Source organism: Paractinoplanes atraurantiacus (assembly GCF_900215205.1).
GTDB classification, from domain to species: Bacteria; Actinomycetota; Actinomycetes; order Mycobacteriales; family Micromonosporaceae; genus Actinoplanes; species Actinoplanes atraurantiacus.
In genome coordinates this window covers 238,932-258,709 of the sequence record NZ_OBDY01000009.1, presented here as the reverse complement: position 1 = coordinate 258,709, position 19,778 = coordinate 238,932, and the positions used below count along the sequence as shown (strand labels likewise).

Annotated in this window: 13 protein-coding genes; 5 read left to right on the top strand and 8 right to left on the bottom strand. The window is 70.8% G+C overall.

All coding sequences use genetic code 11. The annotated features are described in order from the left end of the window. Positions 1-2 precede the first annotated feature (2 nt). A complete protein-coding gene (locus CRP55_RS22275; protein ID WP_097322046.1) occupies positions 3-629 on the bottom strand; it encodes a DUF6230 family protein in 627 nt (208 codons plus the stop codon). A 332-nt stretch (positions 630-961) separates the two neighbouring features. Here CRP55_RS22275 and CRP55_RS22270 point away from each other — a divergent pair, with 332 nt between their 5' ends. Genes CRP55_RS22270 through CRP55_RS22260 form a run of 3 tightly spaced genes read left to right on the top strand, consistent with a single transcriptional unit; the run spans position 962 to position 6,296 of the window. After that, entirely contained in the window at positions 962-3,031 is a 2,070-nt protein-coding gene (locus CRP55_RS22270; protein ID WP_097322045.1) for a transglycosylase domain-containing protein, read from the top strand. Between the two features lie 59 nt (positions 3,032-3,090). Further along, positions 3,091-4,332 (top strand): sensor histidine kinase, encoded by a 1,242-nt coding sequence (locus CRP55_RS22265; protein ID WP_097322044.1) that lies wholly within the window; start codon positions 3,091-3,093, stop codon positions 4,330-4,332. Continuing rightward, entirely contained in the window at positions 4,329-6,296 is a 1,968-nt protein-coding gene (locus tag CRP55_RS22260) for an ATP-binding protein (RefSeq protein ID WP_097322043.1), read from the top strand. The genes CRP55_RS22265 and CRP55_RS22260 overlap by 4 nt, the downstream gene beginning before the upstream one ends. Here CRP55_RS22260 and CRP55_RS54815 read toward each other — a convergent pair. The 3 genes from CRP55_RS54815 to CRP55_RS22240 are packed head-to-tail and all read right to left on the bottom strand — an operon-like array spanning position 6,238 to position 11,622. Beyond that, positions 6,238-9,297 (bottom strand): molybdopterin cofactor-binding domain-containing protein, encoded by a 3,060-nt coding sequence (locus tag CRP55_RS54815; RefSeq protein ID WP_245923286.1) that lies wholly within the window; start codon positions 9,295-9,297, stop codon positions 6,238-6,240. The genes CRP55_RS22260 and CRP55_RS54815 overlap by 59 nt on opposite strands. Next, positions 9,294-10,076: an FAD binding domain-containing protein gene (locus tag CRP55_RS22245; RefSeq protein ID WP_097322042.1), complete on the bottom strand. Its 783-nt coding sequence runs from the start codon at positions 10,074-10,076 to the stop codon at positions 9,294-9,296. The genes CRP55_RS54815 and CRP55_RS22245 overlap by 4 nt, the downstream gene beginning before the upstream one ends. 40 nt (positions 10,077-10,116) lie before the next feature. Next, positions 10,117-11,622: a hypothetical protein gene (locus CRP55_RS22240; protein ID WP_097322041.1), complete on the bottom strand. Its 1,506-nt coding sequence runs from the start codon at positions 11,620-11,622 to the stop codon at positions 10,117-10,119. Between the two features lie 97 nt (positions 11,623-11,719). On the opposite strand from CRP55_RS22240, the gene CRP55_RS22235 reads away from it, so the two are divergent. Next, a complete protein-coding gene (locus CRP55_RS22235) occupies positions 11,720-12,178 on the top strand; it encodes a DinB family protein (protein ID WP_097322111.1) in 459 nt (152 codons plus the stop codon). A gap of 6 nt (positions 12,179-12,184) precedes the next feature. Here the strand turns inward: CRP55_RS22235 and CRP55_RS22230 are convergent, their stop codons facing one another. Both CRP55_RS22230 and CRP55_RS22225 read right to left on the bottom strand, forming a co-directional pair. Next, entirely contained in the window at positions 12,185-14,347 is a 2,163-nt protein-coding gene (locus CRP55_RS22230; protein ID WP_218854668.1) for an RICIN domain-containing protein, read from the bottom strand. 9 nt (positions 14,348-14,356) lie between these two features. Then, entirely contained in the window at positions 14,357-15,532 is a 1,176-nt protein-coding gene (locus CRP55_RS22225) for an alginate lyase family protein (protein WP_097322040.1), read from the bottom strand. 194 nt (positions 15,533-15,726) lie between these two features. Between CRP55_RS22225 and CRP55_RS22220 the strand changes: the two genes are divergently transcribed. After that, a complete protein-coding gene (locus CRP55_RS22220; protein WP_097322039.1) occupies positions 15,727-17,388 on the top strand; it encodes an FAD-binding dehydrogenase in 1,662 nt (553 codons plus the stop codon). Positions 17,389-17,421: 33 nt separating this feature from the next. On the opposite strand, the gene CRP55_RS22215 is transcribed toward CRP55_RS22220, so the two are convergent. Both CRP55_RS22215 and CRP55_RS55720 read right to left on the bottom strand, forming a co-directional pair. Next, entirely contained in the window at positions 17,422-18,399 is a 978-nt protein-coding gene (locus tag CRP55_RS22215) for a hypothetical protein (RefSeq protein ID WP_143234812.1), read from the bottom strand. Between the two features lie 33 nt (positions 18,400-18,432). Beyond that, positions 18,433-19,500 carry a ricin-type beta-trefoil lectin domain protein gene (locus CRP55_RS55720; protein WP_097322037.1) on the bottom strand — a complete coding sequence of 356 codons (1,068 nt, stop codon included), beginning with the start codon at positions 19,498-19,500 and terminating at the stop codon, positions 18,433-18,435. Positions 19,501-19,778 lie beyond the last annotated feature (278 nt).

Here is a 19,778-nt window from a genome sequence, read left to right as displayed (position 1 = left end):
GATCAGCCCTCGAAGCATTCCTTGCCGGACTGGCCGACGTAGAGCTTGAGGCTCATGCCGCTCAGGCGGAAGGTCGAGGCGGAGGTGGAGTACGCCTTCTGGCGCAGACCGTCGATGGTGACGGTGCGCGCCTGCTGGCCGAAGCTGCCCTCCTCGCCGTGCTCCTCCACGGGACGGCCGTCCCGGGTGAGGGTCGAGGCGTCCTGGCCGATGTCGATGTCCTCGAACGTCGCGTTGCCGCTGAGCTCGGACATGCCGATCAGCAGGTCCTCGGCCTCGACCGGGTTCTTCGGGTCGTTACCGGCCTCGATCCGCAGTGTGATCGGGCCGGCCGCCACCGACTGGCACAGCTTGGTGAGCGTGGCGGAGTTGATGCCCGACATCGCGGCCGGGACCAGCTGGCCGTTCTTCTTCTTGAGCGCGCCGCTGTACTGGGTGAAGCCCTGGCCTTCGAGCCGGTCGGCCGAGAGCTTGAACTGCGAGCCCGAGATCGAGAAACTGGCGGCCAGTGCGCCCTGGGCCAGGGCGACGACCAGGCCCCCGGCGACCAGGGTGGGCACGCCCACCGCTACGGCGAAGCGGCGCCAGTTGGTGCGTCCGTACGCCGGATCGCCTTGCGCATCCTTCACGGAACCTCCTATGGGTGGAGACGGCTACGGTCGGCGCGCAGAGAGGTCCGTCGATGCCGTCGTTTAACGTGCGGGAAATGTTGCCGCTCTGGTCAGCGGGTTACAAGAGGCTTGGCTACTAGTCAGTAACCCAGCTCACTGGATCTTGATAACTGTGCGTGACAACATTGAGAACGACGCGCATCAATTCGGGCGAATCGATCGCGAAAATGACCTGTGACGGTAACCACACGTATATGACGTGAGGAAAATTACGGATCGGTAACAAAACCCAGGTTGTTCTCAGGAATCGGTGTTACCGGTTGATCCACAGACCTGGGAGGTACGTGCCGATGACCGAGAAGAGACGCGCCTTGGGCCGACTGGGGGGCGTTCTTGTGCTCATCGGCGCCCTCGTCGGGGTGACCGCCATTCCGCTGGGAGTGGTGCTGGGCGCCGGCGCCCACTGGCAGAACAGCCAGGCCGACGACCTGCCGGCCCAGCTGCTCAGCCCGTCCGCGTCACAGGTCACCCGCGTCTACGCCGACGACGGCAAGACGTTGATCACCACGTTCTACGACGAGGACCGGCACGACGTCACACTGGCCCAGATCGCGCCGGTGATGCAGAACGCGATCGTCGCCGCCGAGGACACCCGCTTCTACGACCACGGCGGCGTCGACCTCAAGGGCCTGGCCCGTGCCTTCGTCAAGGACGCGAGCAGCGGCGAGGCCGCGCAGGGCGCCTCGACGCTGACCATGCAGCTGGTGCGCAACGTGCTCAAGGAGGACCCGACGCTGACCCCGTCGGAGCGCGCCGCGGCGACCGAGGACACCCCGGCCCGCAAGCTGCGCGAGATCGAGTACGCGATCCAGCTCGAGACCAAGCTCAGCAAGAAGCAGATTCTCCAGAACTATCTGAACCTGGTCTATTTCGGCAACGGCGCGTACGGGATCGAGGCCGCCGCCCGCCGCATCTTCAACACCACCCCGGCCAAGCTCACCCTGGCCCAGTCGGCGCTGATCGCCGGCATCGTCCAGTCGCCCGACGCGGACAACCCGGTCGGCGGCTCGAAGGCCAAGGCCCGCGAGCGCCAGCTCTACGTGCTCGCCGCCATGGTCAAGGCCGGCATGATCACCCAGGCTCAGAGCGACGCCGCGGCCAAGGAGAAGCTCACCTACTCGGGCACGACCCCGCCCAACGGCTGCGTCGACGCCGGCGGCGAGACCGACGGCTGGGGCTTCTTCTGCGACTACGTGCAGCGCTGGTGGGAGGAGCAGCCGCAGTTCGGCAAGACGGTCGCCGAGCGCGACGACGCCCTGCGCCGCGGCGGCTACAGCATCGTGACCACCCTCGACCCGGACATCCAGAAGAAGGCGGCCGCCGAGTCCCGCTCGGTGTACGGGCTGAAGAACTCCAAGACGCTGCCGATCGCGGTGGTCCAGCCCGGCACCGGCAAGGTGCTCGCGCTCGCCGTCAACCGGCACTACGGCAGCGCCGTGGCCACCACCGACACGGTGAACCCGCTGGTCAGCGGCGGTAAGAGTCTGTACGGCTACCCGTCCGGGTCGACCTTCAAGATGTTCACGATGCTGGCCGCCCTGGAGAAGGGCCTGCCGCTCAACACCGGCTACGAGACGAAGTCGCCCCTGGTCACCGAGTGGACCGACTGGGGGCCGGGCAACTGCGACGGCAAGTACTGCCCGGGCAACGACAACCCGGCGTGGATGGACGGCTTCCGCACGATGTGGGACGGCTTCGGGCGCTCCGTGAACACGTACTTCGTGCGCCTGGAGGAGCAGGTCGGCCCGGCCGCCGTGGTCCAGATGGCCCAGCGCCTGGGCATCAGCTTCGCCAACCCGGCCGACAAGAAGCAGGCCGAGACCAGCGCCGGCTCGTGGGGCTCGTTCACCCTCGGCGTCATCGACACCACCCCGCTCGAGCTGGCCTCGGCCTATGCGACTGTGGCCGCCGAGGGGACGTACTGCTCACCGCTCCCGGTCTCCTCGATCACCAACTCGGACGGCGAGAAGGTCGCGGTCTCGGCCAACTGCAAGAAGGTCCTCGACACCGAGGTGGCCCGGGCCGCGACGGACGCCGCGCGCTGCCCGGTGGGTCAGCAGAGCACGTACGGCAAATGCGACGGCGGCACCGGCACGCAGGTGGCGAGCATCTTCGGCGGCATCCAGGTGGCCGGCAAGACCGGCAGCACCGAGGACAACCGCACCGAGACGTTCGTCGGCTTCACGCCCACGGTGGCCGCCGCCGGCATCGCCAACGACCCGGTCAACCCCTCCGACCACGTCGGCTCGGGCGTCGAGGCGGAGGTGGTCACCGCCGTCGCGAAAACGCTGAAGTACGCCGTCGGGGACGAGTCCAAGGACTTCACCCCGCCCGGCAGCGCCATCGCCTTCGAGGGCTGAAAGGGGCCTGAACAGGGACAAGGCTCAGCTAAGGGCGGTCGGCTGCCGACAAGAACCAAGTGAGGACCGCCCACGAGCAGCGCCGCCTGGCGGCGCTGCACGAGTACGGCCTGCTGGACGCGCCGGCCGGCGACGAGCTGGAGGCCGTCGTCCGGGTGGCGGCCACGCTGGCCGGGGTCCCCACCGCCACCCTCAACCTGATCGACGAGAACCGGCAGTGCCAGCTCACCACGACCGGCTTCGAGGGCAGCGACACCGCCCGTACCGACTCGATGTGTGCCATCCGGTTCGAGACGGGCGAATTCACCTATCTGCCGGACGCGCGGACCGACCCGGCGTACGTGGACAACCCGTGGGTGACCGGGAAGCTGGCCGACGTCCGGTTCTACGTGTCGGTGCCGCTGGTGACGCCGCAGGGGTACGCGCTGGGCTCGCTCTGCGTCTTCCACAACGAGGTGCACGAGCTGGCCGGAGAGCAGCTGGACCGGCTGCGTGACCTGGCCCAGGTCCTTCTGGCCCTGTTCGAGCGCCGCCGGCAGGCCCGGGTGGTGCTGGCGCAGAACGCCGAGCTGGAGCTGGCGCACGCGGCCCGGGCGGCCACGATCGCCGAGCTGCGCCGCTCCAACACCGAGCTGGAGCAGTTCGCCGGGGTGGTCAGCCACGACCTGGCCGCTCCGTTGAGCGTGGTCAGCGGCTATCTGGAGCTGCTCGACGAGCGGATCTCCCAGACCGACCCGCAGGCGGAGAAGTGGATAGCCGCCGGTACCCGCGCGGTCGGCCGCATGCAGCGGCTGATCACGTCGCTGCTCACGTACGCCCGGGCCGGCAACGCGCCCTACCAGCCCGAGCCGACCCCGCTCGGTGAGCTGGTCGACCTGGCACTGACCGATCTGCGGGGCAGCATGGCCGGCGCGACCGTGTCGGTGGGCGACGACCTCCCGGTGATCGACGTCGACCCCGTCCTCGTGCGCCAGTTGTTGCAGAACCTGATCGGCAACGCCCTGAAGTACCGCAGCCCGGACCGGCCCTGCCGCATCGAGATCACCGCCGTGCCGGTGAAGTCCTCCTGCTGGCGGGTCGCGGTGGCCGACAACGGCCGCGGCATCCCGGCCGAGCAACGCGGCCGGGTCTTCGAGATGTTCGCCCAGGTCGACCCGTCGGCCGGGACGGGGCACGGCGTCGGGCTCTCCACCTGCCAGCGGATCGTCGACCGGCACGGCGGCGAGATCGCCGTCGAGGAGACGCCGGGCGGCGGTACGACGGTCTGGTTCACCCTGCCCTCGCCGGGGCGGCCGGCGTGAGGCTCGACCGTGGTGCCTTCTCGTCGCTGCGCATCCGCGTGGCGGGCGGCTTCGCGGGCCTGCTCGCCCTCTTCCTGCTGCTGATCATCGGGCAGTTCGTGGTCAGCGACCGGCTGCGCGTCGAACACATGACACACACCGAGCAGGTCGACGTCCTCTACGACACCAACCAAGCGGTCCTGCAACAGATGACCAATGCCGAGACCGGCGTACGGGGTTTCCAGCTCACCGGCGACGGGGCCTTCCTCCAGCCGTACGAGAGTGGGCGCTCGGCCGCGTTCGAGGCGCTCGACACCCTGGCCGCGATCATCGACGATCCCGAGGTCAGCCGGTTGCTGCAGAGCGAGCGGGACGCCGCCGAGAACTGGCTGTACGGGTACGCGATCCCGATCGTGAACGCGGGGGAGGCCGACACCGACGCGGCCCGGCTGGCCCGGGGCAAGGAGCTGTTCGACGGGCTGCGCTCGGCCAACTCCGACGTCACGGCCGCGATCGACGCGTACAGCGAATCCCTGGTCCGCGACGAACGCAGTGACTACCGGGCCGCCACCCTGCTGTTCGGCGCGCTGGCCGTGATCGTCGTGCTGGCCGGGATGGGCCTGGCCCTGCTGCACCAGCGGCACCTGCTGGCCCCGCTCGAGGACATCCGGGTCACGCTGCGGCGGCTGGCCGGCGGCGACCTCGCGGCCCGGGCCCAGCCGGTCGGCCCGGGCGAGCTCAAGGCCGTGGCCGGCTCGGTGAACGATCTGGCGGCCGAGATCGAGCGGCTGATCAGCGCCGAGCGGGCCCGCACGGCCCGCAGCGAGCTGCGCCAGGCCATCGCGGCCGAGCTGCGCTCGGAAGGCGACGCCAAGGAGATCGCCTGGCGGATGGCCATGCTGGTCGGCAACGCGATGGGCGCCGACGCCGTGTACGGGCGGGTGACCCTGCAACCCGGCGAGCAGTTCGAGGTGCACTGGCCGCCGAACGCGGCCACCCTCGACCCGATGGTGCTGGACGAACTGAAGAACGCGCCGACCGGCCAGGCGATCACCCCGGCCACGCTGCCCGGCGGCCTCGCGGTGGCGCTCAGCGGCGACTCCGGATGCCCGCCCGGCCTCGTCTGCGTGGTGCGGCCCGGCGGATCGGAGTGGACCCCCGACGAGCGGCGGCTGCTGGCCGCCCTCACCCGGGAGATCGACCACAACGTGCACCAGTTCCGGCTCCAGCTGCGCCAGGCCCGGCTGATCAACGAGCTGCGGGTGCTCGACGAGCAGAAGGACGTCTTCGTCTCGACCGTCACCCACGAGCTGCGCACGCCGCTGACCAGCATCCTCGGCTACACCGAGATGCTGGTGGAGGACGAGGACGACAGTTTCACGCCGATACAGAAGCGCGGGCTCGACGCGATCCTGCGCAACGCCAACCGCCTCCAGGAGACCGTGGCCGACCTGCTGTTGCTCGACCGCTCGAACGAGCGGGTGGGCGCCGAGGCGGTGCCGGTCGACGTGGCCGGCGTGGTCGACGGCCTATACGAGAGCCTGGGCACCGCGGCCCGGGCCAAGGACCTGCGCTGGGACGTGACCACCGAGCCGGCCTGGGTGCTGGGCGACGCCGGCCAGCTCGAGCGCGCGCTGCGCAACCTGCTGGAGAACTCGATCAAGTTCACCGATCAGGGCGGCCGCCTCGAATGCCGGGTCGGCACCGGCAACGACCAGGTCGTCGTCGAGATCACCGACACCGGCATCGGCATTCCGCCCGACGACCTGCCGGGCCTGTTCACGCCGTTCCACCGGGCGTCCAACGCGATGCACCAGGCCGTGCAGGGCTCCGGTCTGGGCCTGGCCATCGTGCGCAACATCGTCAGCGAGCACGGCGGGACCGTCACCGCCCGTTCCGAGCTGGGCCAGGGCAGCACGTTCACGATCAAACTGCCCTTGAGTCAGCAGCCTGTTCCAGAGCCGACCAGATCCGGTCACGCGTGAAAGGCAATTGCGTCAGCCGTACGCCGGTGGCGTCGCGAATCGCGTTGGCCAGCGCCGGGGCGACCGGGTTGAAGGGGCTCTCGCTCATCGATTTGGCCCCGAGCGGCCCGATCGCGTCGTCGGTGCCGGCGAAAAGCACCTCCGTGCGCGGCACATCCGCGTACGTCGGAAGGTGATATTGCCGGAATCCGGCCGTGGTGACCCGCCCGTCGCGGTCGATGTCGACGTGCTCGGCCAGCGCGGCCCCGAGCGCCTGGGCGACACCGCCCTCGATCTGCCCGCGAAGCTGGAGCGGATTCATCACGGTGCCGGCGTCGGCGCTGTGCACGCTGCGCAGGATCCGCAACTCACCGGTCGCCGGGTCGACGGCGACACGGAACCAGTGCGCGTTGAAGGCCACCGACCGCGGGCTGCCGCCCCAGTGCCCGTGGGCAGTGGTCTCGCCCGACCCGGCGTCCAGTTGCGCCCGCAGAGCCCGCGCCGCATGCAGCACGGCCTTACCGGCCACCACGACACCGGTGGACCCGAAGGCCCCGGTGTCATGCCGTACGGCATCGGTATCGGATTGCCGCAACACGATCCGATCGGGGGCGACACCGAGCGCATCGGCCGCGATCTGACAGTGAACGGTCGAGCTCCCGTTCCCGAACTCGGCCGTCCCCACAGCAACCTCGAACCGCCCGTCCTCAAGCCGCGTCACCGTCGCATCGGCGTAGTGCCCACCGGGCGGCCCGGCCGCGATCATCGCGATGGCCATGCCTTCCCCGACAAGCCACCCGTCAGGCACACCCTCACTCGCCGGGCGTGCGTGCGGCGCGCCGTCACGCATCGGCTCGCGCGCACCGCCTTCGTTCGCAGGGCCTGCGCCCGGCGCGCCGTCACGCGCCGGCTTGTCTTGGCCCGCCGGGCGTGCGTCCGGCGCTCTCTCTCCCGCCGGCTCGCCTTCGAATTCCCCTTCCCCGACAAGCCGCCCGTCGGACGCGCTTTGGCCCGCCGGTTGGGTGTCGCTTCCTTGCCCGGTGAGCCGCCCGTCGGACGCGCTTTGGCCCGCCGGGCGGGCTCCGCTCCCTTCCCCAACCAGCCGCCCGACAGGCGAAATGTCGGGAAAATCGGATGGGTCTGCGAGGAGTGGGCCCGCTGGTTGAAGGCTGGCGGGCTGAGCGGTATCGAGGTGAGCGCTGGCAGGGTGAGCGGTGCCGGCGTGAGGGGCGGCGGCGTGAGAGACAGCGGGTTGAGGGCTGGCGGGGTACCGGGTGGCGTCGTGAGGCGTGGTGGGGTGAGAGGTGGCGGGGTCTGGATCGCTGCGGGCGGCGTCGCGGATGTGCTGGAGGCACTGGTCCAAGCCGTAACTGGCGATCGTCAAGTCGTCGGCGTGGTCGCCGGGGGCGGTCAGTGGCTCGCCCGGGCGGACGACGTTGCGGGCGCGCATCTCGATCGGGTCGATGGTCAGGCGGCGGGCCAGCTCGTCCAGGGCCGACTCGACGGCGAAGGACACCTGGCCCAGGCCGTAGCCGCGGAAAGCGCCGGCCGGGACCGTGTTCGTGTAGACCGACCAGGCGTCGGTGCGCATGTTCGGGCACCGGTAGACCGCTATCGACTCGTGGCAGCCGTGGTACATGACCGAGGGGCCGTGGTTTCCGTACGCCCCGGTGTTGGAAAGCACCTCGAGTTGCAGCGCCGTGAGGGTGCCGTCCGAGCGCGCCCCCGCCTTGATTCTGACCTGGAAGGGGTGGCGGGTGGTCGCGCTGGTGAACTGCTCGGCCCGGGTGAACTCGAGCTTGACCGGGCGTTCGAGCCGCAGCACGGCCAGCGCCACCAGGTCTTCGACCAGCATCTCCTGTTTGCCGCCGAAGCCGCCGCCGACCCGGCCCGCGATCACCCGGACCCGGTCGGGCGGCAGGTCGAACAGATCGGCCACCGCCCGGCGGGTCAGGAACGGCGTCTGGGTGCTCGACCGGATGACCAGTCGGCCGTCGCCGTCGAGCCAGCCGACCGCGCCGTGCGTCTCCAGGCTGGCGTGCTGCACCCGCGGCGTACGGAAGGTCTCCTCGTAGATCTCGTCGGCCTCGGCGAAGCCGGCCTCCACGTCGCCGAGCGCGGCGTGCAGCTGACCGACGACGTTCCCGCCCGGATGGATGAGCGGCGCGCCGGGTGCCATCGCCTCCGAGGCCGTGAGCACGTGGGGGAGCATCTCGTAGTCGACGGCCAGCGCGCGGCAACCCTCTTCGGCGGCCGCCTCCGACGTGGCCACCACCGCCGCGACCCGCTGGCCCACGAAGCGCACCACGTCGTCGAGCACCCGCGTGTCGGCCGGGTCCTCGGTGACGTTCTCGTGCTGGGCCGTCGAGAAGAGCTTGCCCGGATCGTCGGCGGAGGTGAGCACCAGCTCGACGCCGGGCACGGCCAGGGCGGCCTCGGTGCGCACGGCCAGGACGCGGGCGTGCGCGTGCGGTGAGCGCAGCACCTTCAGATGGAGCACGCCGGGCACGTCGAGGTCGAACGTGTAGCGGGCCCGGCCGGTCACCACGTCGGGGCCGGCGGGCGCGCCCAGGCCGGCGCCGACCGCCTTGCCCTCGGTGGGGACGCACGCGTTGACCACGCCGTCCATCGCGTCGGCGATCGCGCGGTAGCCCGTACACCGGCAGAGGTTGCCTTTGAAAGCCCTTGGCAGGTCGTCGCGCTGGTCGTCGGTGAGGGCGGCCGCGGTCATGATGTAGCCGGCCGTGCAGAAGCCGCACTGGAAGCCCTGCGCGCCGAGGAAGGCCCGCTGGGCCGGGTGATCGTCGAGGCCCTCGATGGTGGTGACCTCGCGGCCGGCGGCGCGGAAGGCCGGGTAGACGCACGAGTGCACCGGCTCGCCGTCGACGTGGACCGTGCAGGCGCCGCAGTCGCCGGTGTCGCAGCCCTTCTTGACGCCGAAGCAGCCCTCCTCGCGAAGGTAGGTGCGCAGGCATTGACCCGGGCGGGGCGGGCGGTCGTGCTCCTCCTGGTTGATTCTCATGGCCGCAGCTCCCGGCGGATCTGCTCGGCGTAGAGCCGGGTCATGTGGCGCCGCCAGGACGGCAGGCCGTGCACGTCGTCCAGATAGGCGCCGTCGGGGATCCGCTCGGCCAGGGCGACCTGCAGTTGTTCCTCGCTCGGGGCGGCCGGGAAGACCAGGACGAACGGGCGCTCGGTGGCGGCGGTCACGGTCAGCGTCAGGCCGCCTTCGGCGTCCCTCCGCCCGATCAGCAACACTCCGGACCGTCCGTGGGCATGCAAAGACCCTTGCCTGTACGCGGTCACGGCGGTGAACGCCTCCGCGGGCAGGTGGACCGAGCGGAGGAGCTCCCCGTCCCGCAGCACGGTCGTTCCCTCGCCGGTGACGAAGTCCTTCACGGCGACCGTCCGCTCCCCGTCGGGGCCCTGGATCAGGCACGTCCCGTCGAGCGCGGCCCCCATCGCGATCATCGGCCCGGCCGGCAGGGCGGCGCAGAGGTTGCCGCCGACGGTCGCCACGTTCCAGATCTTGAACGAGGCCAGGAACGCGTGGCAGCACTTCTCGACGATGTCGTGCCCGCTCGCCGCCAGCTCGGCGATCGTGCAGGTGGCGGCGATCTCGAGCCCGTACGGGGTCTCGGTGAGCGCGGGCCAGCCGGCGGCGGTCAGGTCGAGCAGCCGCGTCAGGTGCGGGCGCGGCTCGGCGAACAGGGCCGTCCCGCCGCCGAGCCAGGCGTCACCCGGGCGCCACTGGCCCACCTCGGCGGGGCTGATCACTTCGGCGACAGTGTTCAGATCCACGTTCGTACGCTACGCGCCTCGTGTTTCCGTTCCGGACTTCTCAGATCAAGACCAATGTCGTTCCGGCGGTGGCCACGGCCCACGCCGCGTAGAGCAGAAGCGGCCGCCGGGGCACGTCGATCTCCGGCGGCGGCGGCAACGGGCTCAACCCCAGCGACCGGGTCCGCGAGTCCCGCAGGGCCGCCACCAGCTGATCCGCCGTCCGCTGCGCCGGCCCCGTGCCGCCTCCCTTGCGCCGGGCCTTCGCGCCGGGCCGCACCAGCTTGGTCTCGCTCTTCTCGCCCGCCTTCGGCCGCGGCCACGGCGGCGGGACGGGCACGGTCATCACCGACTCGCCGGCCGTGAGGACGATGCTGTTGCCGTCGTCGTAGACGATCGCACTGTCGGTGGCCCACGGCTGGCGGTCGCGGCCGCGGAAACCCACCGCCGCGATGCCGCCGGCGTGCCAGCGCAGCCGCGGCCGCAGCTGGGAGCGCCATCCGAACTCGAAGCCGGCCCCGGCCGCGACCGCCACCAGGGCGGCGATCGCCGAGTGCGGCAAGCCGGCCAGGAAGCCCAGCTCACCCACGGCCAGGGCGGACCCGGCGCCGATCATGACGGTGGTGGTCCAGGCCCGGGCCGGCGCGATCCGGTGCTCGCGCGGCTGGAAGGCGTCGGCGTCCCGGTCGGCCGGCCGCAGCGACTCGGGATCGACCAGCTGCTCCTCGTCGTCCTCGATCTCGCGGGGCAGCCCGTGCACCACGTCGAACGGCACGGTGATCACCTCGCCGACCGGCCCGACCGGCACGTGCAGCCGGTCGCCCACCTCGAGCGTGCACCACTCGCCCGGGCGCGGATGCCCGTAGAGCACCCCCGGAACCGTGTGCACGTCCTCGTCCGGGTCCCACGGCTCGGGCTCGGCCACGTCGAAGGCCAGCTCCAGCGCCGTCTGATCGTCCTCGGCGGGCACCAGCACGTGCACGTAGCCCTCCTGCTCGACGGCCCGCACGGCGTGCACCGGCTGGGGATGGTTGAACAGGTCGCGCAGCGCGCCCTGATGCTTGACCGCCCGCGCCAGCAGGGCACAGCCCAGCCCGAAGGCCGCGATCGTCCCGGCCAGCCACGGCACCGCCGTCTCGTCCACCGACACCCACACCACGCCGGCGGCCGAGACCATCAGCAGCGCGAACCCCGCCACCTCGGCCGGCGCGCCGACATGCGGCAGCTCGTAGGGGGCCGGCGGCCGGCGATGCGGCACCGGCAGGGGCGCCGGGGGCCGGTCGCGCTGCGCGACCGCCACGCCGACGAGGGCGTACGCCCACACGGCGAGAACCGCGCCGAAACCCGTGGCCAGGGGCGTCCACAACACCGCACCCAGCAGACCCGCCCACGCGGCGGCGGGCTTGTGGGCGTACACCATGAGAGCCGGCGCCAGAAGCACCCCGAGCCCCAGCCACCGAGCCGCCGGCGCGGGGTCGGAGACGCCGCCGAACACCCCGAAGAGCAGCAGAAAGGCGATGAGCCCGGCGGCCGGCACGAAGCTCTCCACGCGCAACAGCACACGCATGTCCCCATGGTCGGCGACGCCACGCCCCGACCAGGGCCGTTTGCGGATCCGGCAACTTTTCTTGCGAGCGGTGGCGCGTGGCGGCGACGCTTCGGCGATGACAACCAAGCACGGCGCCGATGAGAGAAGCACCCTGCTGGGGTGCCTGGACCACCTGCGCGGCTCGATCGCCGGCAAGGCCGCAGACGTGCCGGAGCCGCAGGCACGCACCGCCGGGGTGCCCTCCGGCACCAACCTGCTCGGGCTGATCAAGCATTTGACGTACGTCGAGCGGTTCTACTTCCTCGGCGAGCCGATCACCAGTCTGGGCCGCACCATGAGGCCGGGGCGCGACGAGACGGCCGAGGGCCTGCTCGAGGGCTATCGGCGAGCCGTCGAGGAGGCGAACGATGTGATCGCCACCTGGGACGATCTGACGATCGACGCGCCTCGGCGGCCCGGCAAGCCGCCGGCCTCGCGGCGGTGGGTGCTGACCCACATGATCGAGGAGACGGCCCGGCACGCCGGTCACGCCGACATCCTGCGGGAGCAGATCGACGGCGCGACCGGGCGGTGACGAGTTTTACGGGCCGCTGACCAGGCTGGTCACCTGGTGGCCGCTGTTGACGGCGGCGCCCGTGGTGTTGATGACGTTGGTGATGGTGCCGGTGCCGCCCAGGGAGACCGTCACCATGTCGCGGAGCTTCACTCCAGACTTGACGGGCACCTCGAAGGCGCGGGCGTTGACCACCGACGGGTTGACGTTGAAATAGCAGTAACTTCCCAGGCCGTACGCCTCGTGGGTGTTGACCGAATCGGCCACCTTGTAGGCCGCCCAGCCGCGGGTCGAGCCGTTCATGTACGCCGCCTGGTTCGGCGGGTCGTACGGCATCTCGTTCTGATAGAAGTACGTGCGGCCGGCCTCGCCTTTCCAGATGGTCTGGTACTGCTGGTAGTGCTCGACGAACAGGCCGTAGAACGTCACGTTGTCGCCGTCGACGATCAGGCCGTTGCGGCCGGTGTTGATGGTCCAGCCCACCGTGCCGCCGTTGCCGTGGTCGGCCCGCCAGATCCAGGCGTGGTCGCCGATCACGTTGTTGCTGTTGATCTGCATGCTGACGTTCGCCTTGCCGGCGATCGAGCCGCCGACCCGGATGAAGACGTCGGACAGCACCGTCGGGTTGGCCGCGTGCGACGCCGACGAGCCGGCCGGGCCGACCTCGAGCAGCGTGTTCGAGTTGGTGGTGCCGGCGTCGAAGAGCACACCGGCCAGCCGTACGCCGTCGACGTCGGCCACGTGCATCGCGTCCACCCCGCCGACCGGCACGAAGGTCGCCAGGCCCAGGCCCAGCACCACCGTGCCGGCGCGGGTCACGTTCAGCGTCTGGTTGAGGTTGTAGACGCCCGGCGTGACCAGCAGGTTCTTGCCGGCCGCGAGGGCCGCGTTGATGGTGGCCGCGGTGTCGCCGGACTTGACCACGTAGAAGGTGCTGATCGGCAGCGACGTGCCCGCCGGAGTGCCGTTGGCCCAGGTGGTTCCGCTCGCGTTGGTGCGAACGGCGGGGACGAAGACCTGGTAGGCGCCGGCGCTGTCGACGTACAGATAAGGCTTCTCGGCGATCGTCGGCGACGAGCCGATCGTCGTGTACGGCGGCGACGGGAAGCTCTGCGCGGGCGCGCCCGGGCTGCCCACGAAGACCTGGTTCCAGTTGGAGCCGTTCCAGCTGCCCATCTGCGAGTTGCGGGTCAGGAACTGCTGCTGCGAGCCGGACTGGATCTGGCCGTCGATCTTCGAGTCGGCGATGAAGCCGCCCGACGACCAGCCGCCGTCCGACAGGGCCAGGTTGCCGCGGACGTGCATCCGGCGGTACGGGGCCGCCTGCGACACCGCCCAGCGGTCGAGCCCGTCCGGCGGGGTCACCGACAGGCCCTCGGCCGAGCGCCAGAAGTTCTGCGTGGCGTTCTGCGAGCCGTCCGGCCACCAGTCGGCCTCGACGTGCACGTGGCCGTTGATGTTCACCTGGTCCGGGTTGAGGCCGAGGCCGGCGACCTGGGTGAAGAAGCCGACGTTGGCGTCGACGTTGTAGCTGCCCGGCTTGAACAGCAGCGCGTAGCGCGCGTTGCCGAACTGGTTGCTGACCTGGCTGTTGAAGACGCTGTTGAGCTTGTTCTGGATCGTCGCCTGCGACATCGACGGGTCGAAGATCGTGACGTTGGGTCCGAGATCGGGGTTGTTCGGGTTCGGCGGCACGGTCGTCGGGGGTGTCGTCGGTGTACCGGAGTAGTTCCACTTCTGGTTGGCGCCGCCGCCGCAGCTCCACAGCTGGAGCTTCGCGCCGTCGGCCAGGTTGTTGTCCTTGATGTCGAGGCACTTGCCGGCCTTGACGTTGACCAGGTCTTTGGCCGCGTTGAGGGTCCACTGCTGGCTGGTCAGCCCGGCGTAGCAGTCCCACATGTGCACGACCGCGCCGTCGGTGGTGGCGCCGTTGGCCACGTCCAGGCACTTGCCGAGGCCGCGCACCGAGCCGTCGTCGGCGAACGTCCACGTCTGGTTGGCGCCGGGGGAGCAGGCCCACATCTGCGGCTGGTTGCCGTTGGCGGTGCTGCCGTTGGTCACGTCCAGGCATTTGCCGTTGGCCGCGCTGACCACGGTGCCCGTGGAGGCGGCGAAGGCGGTGGTCACGCCGGCCACACCCACGCCGGCCACGACGACGCCCAGGACGGCGCCGATAAGCATTTTGCGCATCATGTCCCCTTAGGCCGGGTTGTTGGCGTGAGTCAGCGTCTCCCAGGCCACGAACAGGTTGTTCGTGCCCTGCGGCCGCTTGAACTCGGTGTACGTCTGGGTGTTCGACATGGCGTACCCCAAACGGTTGGAGAGAGCGTTGAACGCGACCTCCGTGACCGGGCCGAGTCCCTTGACCACCGACCCGCCGCAGATGTTCGACGGCACAGCGGTGCCGTTCTCGAACTTGGTGTGCAGGCCGAGGGCGTGCCGCTCACGGTCGGCCAGCGACGGCCAGAGGTCCTCGCCCTGGATGCGGCTGGTCTCCGCGATGTGGCTGATGGCGGACAGGCCGTAGCCGGTGTGCGTGAAGTCGCGGCACGTCTCCTGCGAGAGGCCGTCGACGAACGTGCTCTGCCCCTGCCAGTAGCTGATCAGCTCGGCCCGGGTGTCGACGCTGCCGACCGGCGGGTACTTGGGCTGGCTGCCGTCGGCGGCGACGTAGACGTACGCCTCGGTTCTGGCCTTGAAGCGGGTGATCGCCCGGTCGTAACTGGCCTTGTCGTCGAGGTGCACCGCGATGCCGGCGGCGGCCTCCATCATGGACAGCTCCCAGTTGCCGTTGCTGGAGCTGCCACCGATCACCACGGGCAGGTAGACATTGCGCAGCATGGTGGCGAACCGGGCCTGGTTGGGCCAGCTCGAGTACGTGTACTTGATGATCTCGGCGGCGCGCGGCCAGACCGAGCCGGCCCACCCGGTCTGCAGCGGGGCGTTGCTGTTGGTGTGCGATTTGATGGTGGCCGACCAGGCGTCCATCAGAGCGATGGATTTTTGGGCGTACGCCGCGTTGCCCGTGACGTACCAGGCCAAAGCGTCCGTGTACGCGGCGATGGCGTCCTCACGCTCGTCCGTGCAACCGTTGTTGGGGTTGGAGTAGGAGCCGCACTCGACCGTCGCTCGCGGCGCGGGGGTACGCGAGAGCGAGGCGTAGCGGCTGGCCATCATCTGGTTGTAGGCGCTCAGCCAGGGCTGGGCGCCGGCGTTGACCTTGCTCTTGACGAAGTCGAGCTGGGCCCGGCTGACCAGGACGCCCGGGTGGGCGAAGGTGATCGGGGCGGCGTCGGCGGTCACGAGGCGGACGCCGAAGGTCGCTGTCGCGGCGACCAGAGCCGTGAACGCGGCTAGTAAGGCGCGTCTGCGCATAGGGGATCTCCCGGGTGGGGGTGGGGAACCGGAAAGTGACTTAACAGTTCCCACGCCGACCGGGCCCGGTCAAGCGGGCATCGATTGACTTAAGTCTCTCGTGACCGTTTCGTTGCCTTAGTTCGCTCCTTAGTTGAAGTGCTTCTCGAATCGAATCTGAAAAATCTTCGTGATCTCCGGTACATTGCCGGGTCATGAACGCTGACGTCATCGTCGTCGGTGCCGGTCTCGCCGGCCTGGCCGCCGCCCATGAGCTGATCCTCGCCGGCAAGACGGTCGCGCTGGTCGACCAGGAGAACGCGGCCAACCTCGGTGGTCAGGCGTTCTGGTCGTTCGGCGGGCTGCTGTTCGTGGACAGCCCCGAGCAGCGGCGCCTGCGCGTCAAGGACTCGTTCGACCTGGCCTGGAGCGACTGGCAGGGCAGCGCCGCCTTCGACCGCCTCGACGACGAGGACTCCTGGGCGGTGCGGTGGGCCCGGGCGTACGTCGAGTTCGCCGCCGGCGAGAAGCGCGCGTGGCTGTCGTCGCTCGGCATGAGCTGGCTGCCGACCGTGGGCTGGGCCGAGCGGGGCGACCTGCGCGCCGACGGGCACGGCAACTCGGTGCCGCGCTTCCACGTGACGTGGGGGACCGGAACCGGTGTGGTGGCGCCGTTCGTGCGCTCGCTGCAGTCGTCCCCGCTGGTCACCTTCCATTTCCGGCACCGGGTCGACGAGCTGATCGTCTCGGGCGGCGCTGTCACCGGCGTACGCGGAAAGGTCTTGAAGCCTTTCGACGGCGCTCGGGGTGTGCCGTCCCCGCGGGAGGAAGTCTCCGATTTCGAGCTGACGGCCCAGGCCGTCGTCGTCGCCTCGGGCGGCATCGGGGCAAACCACGATTTGGTACGCCAGTACTGGCCCCCGTCGCTCGGCACGCCACCACAAACGATGATCACGGGCGTGCCCGCGCACGTCGACGGCCGCATGCTCGGCATCACCGAGACGGCCGGCGCCCGCCTGGTCAACCGCGACCGCATGTGGCACTACACGGAGGGCATCCGCAACTGGGACCCGGTGTGGCCAGGCCACGGCATCCGCATCCTGCCCGCGCCGTCGTCGATGTGGTTCGACGCGCTCGGCCGCCGCCTGCCCGCACCGTGCCTGCCCGGCTACGACACGATGAGCACGCTGCGGCACCTGCGCACGACGCCGGACATCGCCGCGTACGACCATTCCTGGTTCATCCTCACCCAGAAGATCATCGAGAAGGAGTTCGCCCTCTCCGGCTCGGAGCAGAACCCCGACATCACGGCCGGCGACCGCTGGGCGTTCCTGAAGGAGCGCATCTTCGGCAAGGGCGCACCGGCCCCGGTGGAGGCGTTCAAGCAGAAGGGCGAGGACTTCGTGGTCGCGTCCACGCTGGAGGAGCTGGTGGCGGGCATGAACGCGCTCACGGAGAAGCCGTTGCTGGACGTGGCGGCGATCCGGGGCCAGATCGAGGCCCGCGACCGCCAGATGGACAACCCGTTCAGCAAGGACGCGCAGGTCCAGGGCATCCGAAACTCCCGCCGCTACCTGGGCGACAAGATCGGCCGTACGGCCGCCCCGCACCGCATCCTCGACCCGGCGGCCGGCCCGCTGGTGGCGGTGAAGCTGCACACTTTGACCCGCAAAACCTTGGGCGGCATCCAGACGGACTTGAGCTCGCGGGCCTTGTCCCCGGCGGGCACACCGGTCCCCGGCCTGTACGCGGCCGGCGAGGTGGCCGGCTTCGGCGGGGGCGGCGTCCACGGTTACAACGCTCTGGAGGGCACGTTCCTGGGAGGCTGCCTCTTCAGCGGCCGAGCCGCCGGCAAGCACCTCGCCACCACCCTCTGACCGCCCTCTTCACCCCGTCGGCGTCGCCCTAGATCACGTAGCGGGGGCGCGCTCCGATGGCTGCTGCTCCGGCGTTCGCCGTTCCGCACCGGCGCTGGCGGCGGTGCCGGACGAGCCGGCCAGAACCGCGGCGGCACCGACCACGGCCAGGATCCCGAGCACGGCCGGCACCGCCCACCCGTGCCGGATCTCGTCGCCCAGCAGCGGCACCGCCACGGCGGCCGGAACAATGACCTCAACCGCCCAGAGCAGCGCGGTGACCGGCGCGACGCTTCCCCGCCGCAGTGCCGCCGCATAGGCCGCCGTCCCCGCGACCCCGCTGCAGATAACCACCCACAACAGCGGTTCAGTCAGGGTCGACACCCATGGCGTACGAAGGTGCACCGCCCGCCCCGCCAGCGCGGTCGCCGAATAAGCAAGCCCCGCCAGCCCAGCCAGAACCAGACCCGACACCTCGTTCCCCACACCCGGCCGCTCATCCAGCCGATCAGCCCCCACGGCTGGCGGAGGGCTGGTCCGCGCGGCCGCCGGCTGGTCGGTCTGTGCGCCTGCCTGCGGACTCCGCCGGTCGGTGCGCGCGGTCGACAGCACCGCCGCGCCCGCGAGTGCCGCCGCGGCGAAACCGCCCACGGCCAGGATCACCGTCGTGCCGTGCGCGGGCATCGCGGCCGGCTGCTCCCGGCTGGAGAGCCCGATCACGGCGAGCGCGCCCACCATCACCCCGACCGCCGCGTAGTCCCGCCGCCGCAAGCGTGTCCGCAGCACCATCCCGGCCAGCAGCACGGTCAGCCCGACGGACCCGGCGAGCACGGCCTGCACCACGTACACGGGAAGCCCGCGGAGCGCCCACAACGAGAGCAGCCAGCCGCCACCGTCCCCGGCCAGCCCGGCCAGATAGAGCGGCGAGACCGCCAAGGCGAGCACCGTGCCCGGCCGCCGCGCCGCGGCCGCCTGCAGCACGGACCCGCCCGCGTAGGCCACCGCGGCCAGCACCGCGATCAAAAGACTCACAAGTTAGAGAAGCACGAACCAGCGAGTCTCCGGCTATGGAAGTGACCAGCGTTGCTTTGCCGAACCGTCACAGTCGTCGACCCTGACCCCGGTCCCGGCCCACCGCCCACCCGACGGGTCGGTCAGGCACTCGTCGCCGACGGCGCTGATCACGAGCTGGCCCGAGACCCGCCACTGGGCCGTGGTGCGCCCGTCGCAGCTGACGATCTCCACCGAGTCGTCACCGACGACCAGCGCGCACTTGCCGGCCACCCGCAGCGTCCCGTCCGACGCGATGGTCCACGTCTGCGCGGACGACCGGTTGCACCCGAACACCTGCACGTGATTCCCGTCGAACGGCACCCCGCCGTTGAGATCGAGGCACAGCCCGTTCTGCCCGCGAATGGCCCCCACCCGCTCGGCCGCCGGCGGCACCGGCGCGATCCCCGCCGGCACGCTGGGCGTGGTGGTTTTCCCGCCCGGCACCGTGGTCGGCGTAGCCACCGGAGACGCGGGAGAGGTGGCGATGGCCGGCGCCCCGCTGGCCCTCGTGCTCGCCGGAGGCGTCGTCCCCGTCGGTGTGGGCTGCGTTCCGGACCCCGCGGTCGAGCCGCGCCCCGACCCGGAACCCGAGTCCGGCCCCGCACCGGCCCCCGGCCCGGCCTCTGATCCGGCGCCGACCGCCGTCGACGCGCTCGCACCGGCGACCGTCGAGCCGGCGGTCGCCGCAGGCCCGGAAGCGGGCGGCAGCGGCCCGTCGGCCAGCCCTGTCACTTGCGGCCGCACATCCGACCGCAGCGCCGCGTACCCCGCCGCCGCGACCCCGAGCAACACAGCCACGGCCGCCGCGGCCACCACGACCAGCCGGCGCCGTCCGCCGCCCCGAAGCCCACCGCCTCGAAGCCCACCGCGCCGCCGCCCATCAGGCAGAACGATCACGGCAGTGGCGTCATCCGCTCCTTCGCGGGCCGGCCCCGCCCCGTCTTCCCGGGCCGTCGCCGGCCAGGTCTGCTCCGGCCCGTCACCGTCGCCCGCGCCGGCCCCCGGCGCTTCCGAGTCGCGAAGCACGAACGGCCGGACAAGCAACGGATCCCGCTCGTCACCCACCTTGTCGCCTGTCACGAAACTCCCGCCGCCGTCGAGCCCTCAAGAGACGATCGACCGACCAACCTACCCGCGATGATCGAGTCCATACCGCCCGCCGAACATCCGACTTTCCACCCGATGCGCCCGCCCGGACAGCGAACGACCACCTTCCGTCGGCAAACCGACAAACGAACAGCCGCCACCAGACCTACTTCCTCAGACGGCCCCCAAGATCGCCAAGAACCTACCCTTCAACCCTCCACCCCCGACACTCGCACCACCCCGCCCCGTGCCCAGCACTGCTGGGCACGGGC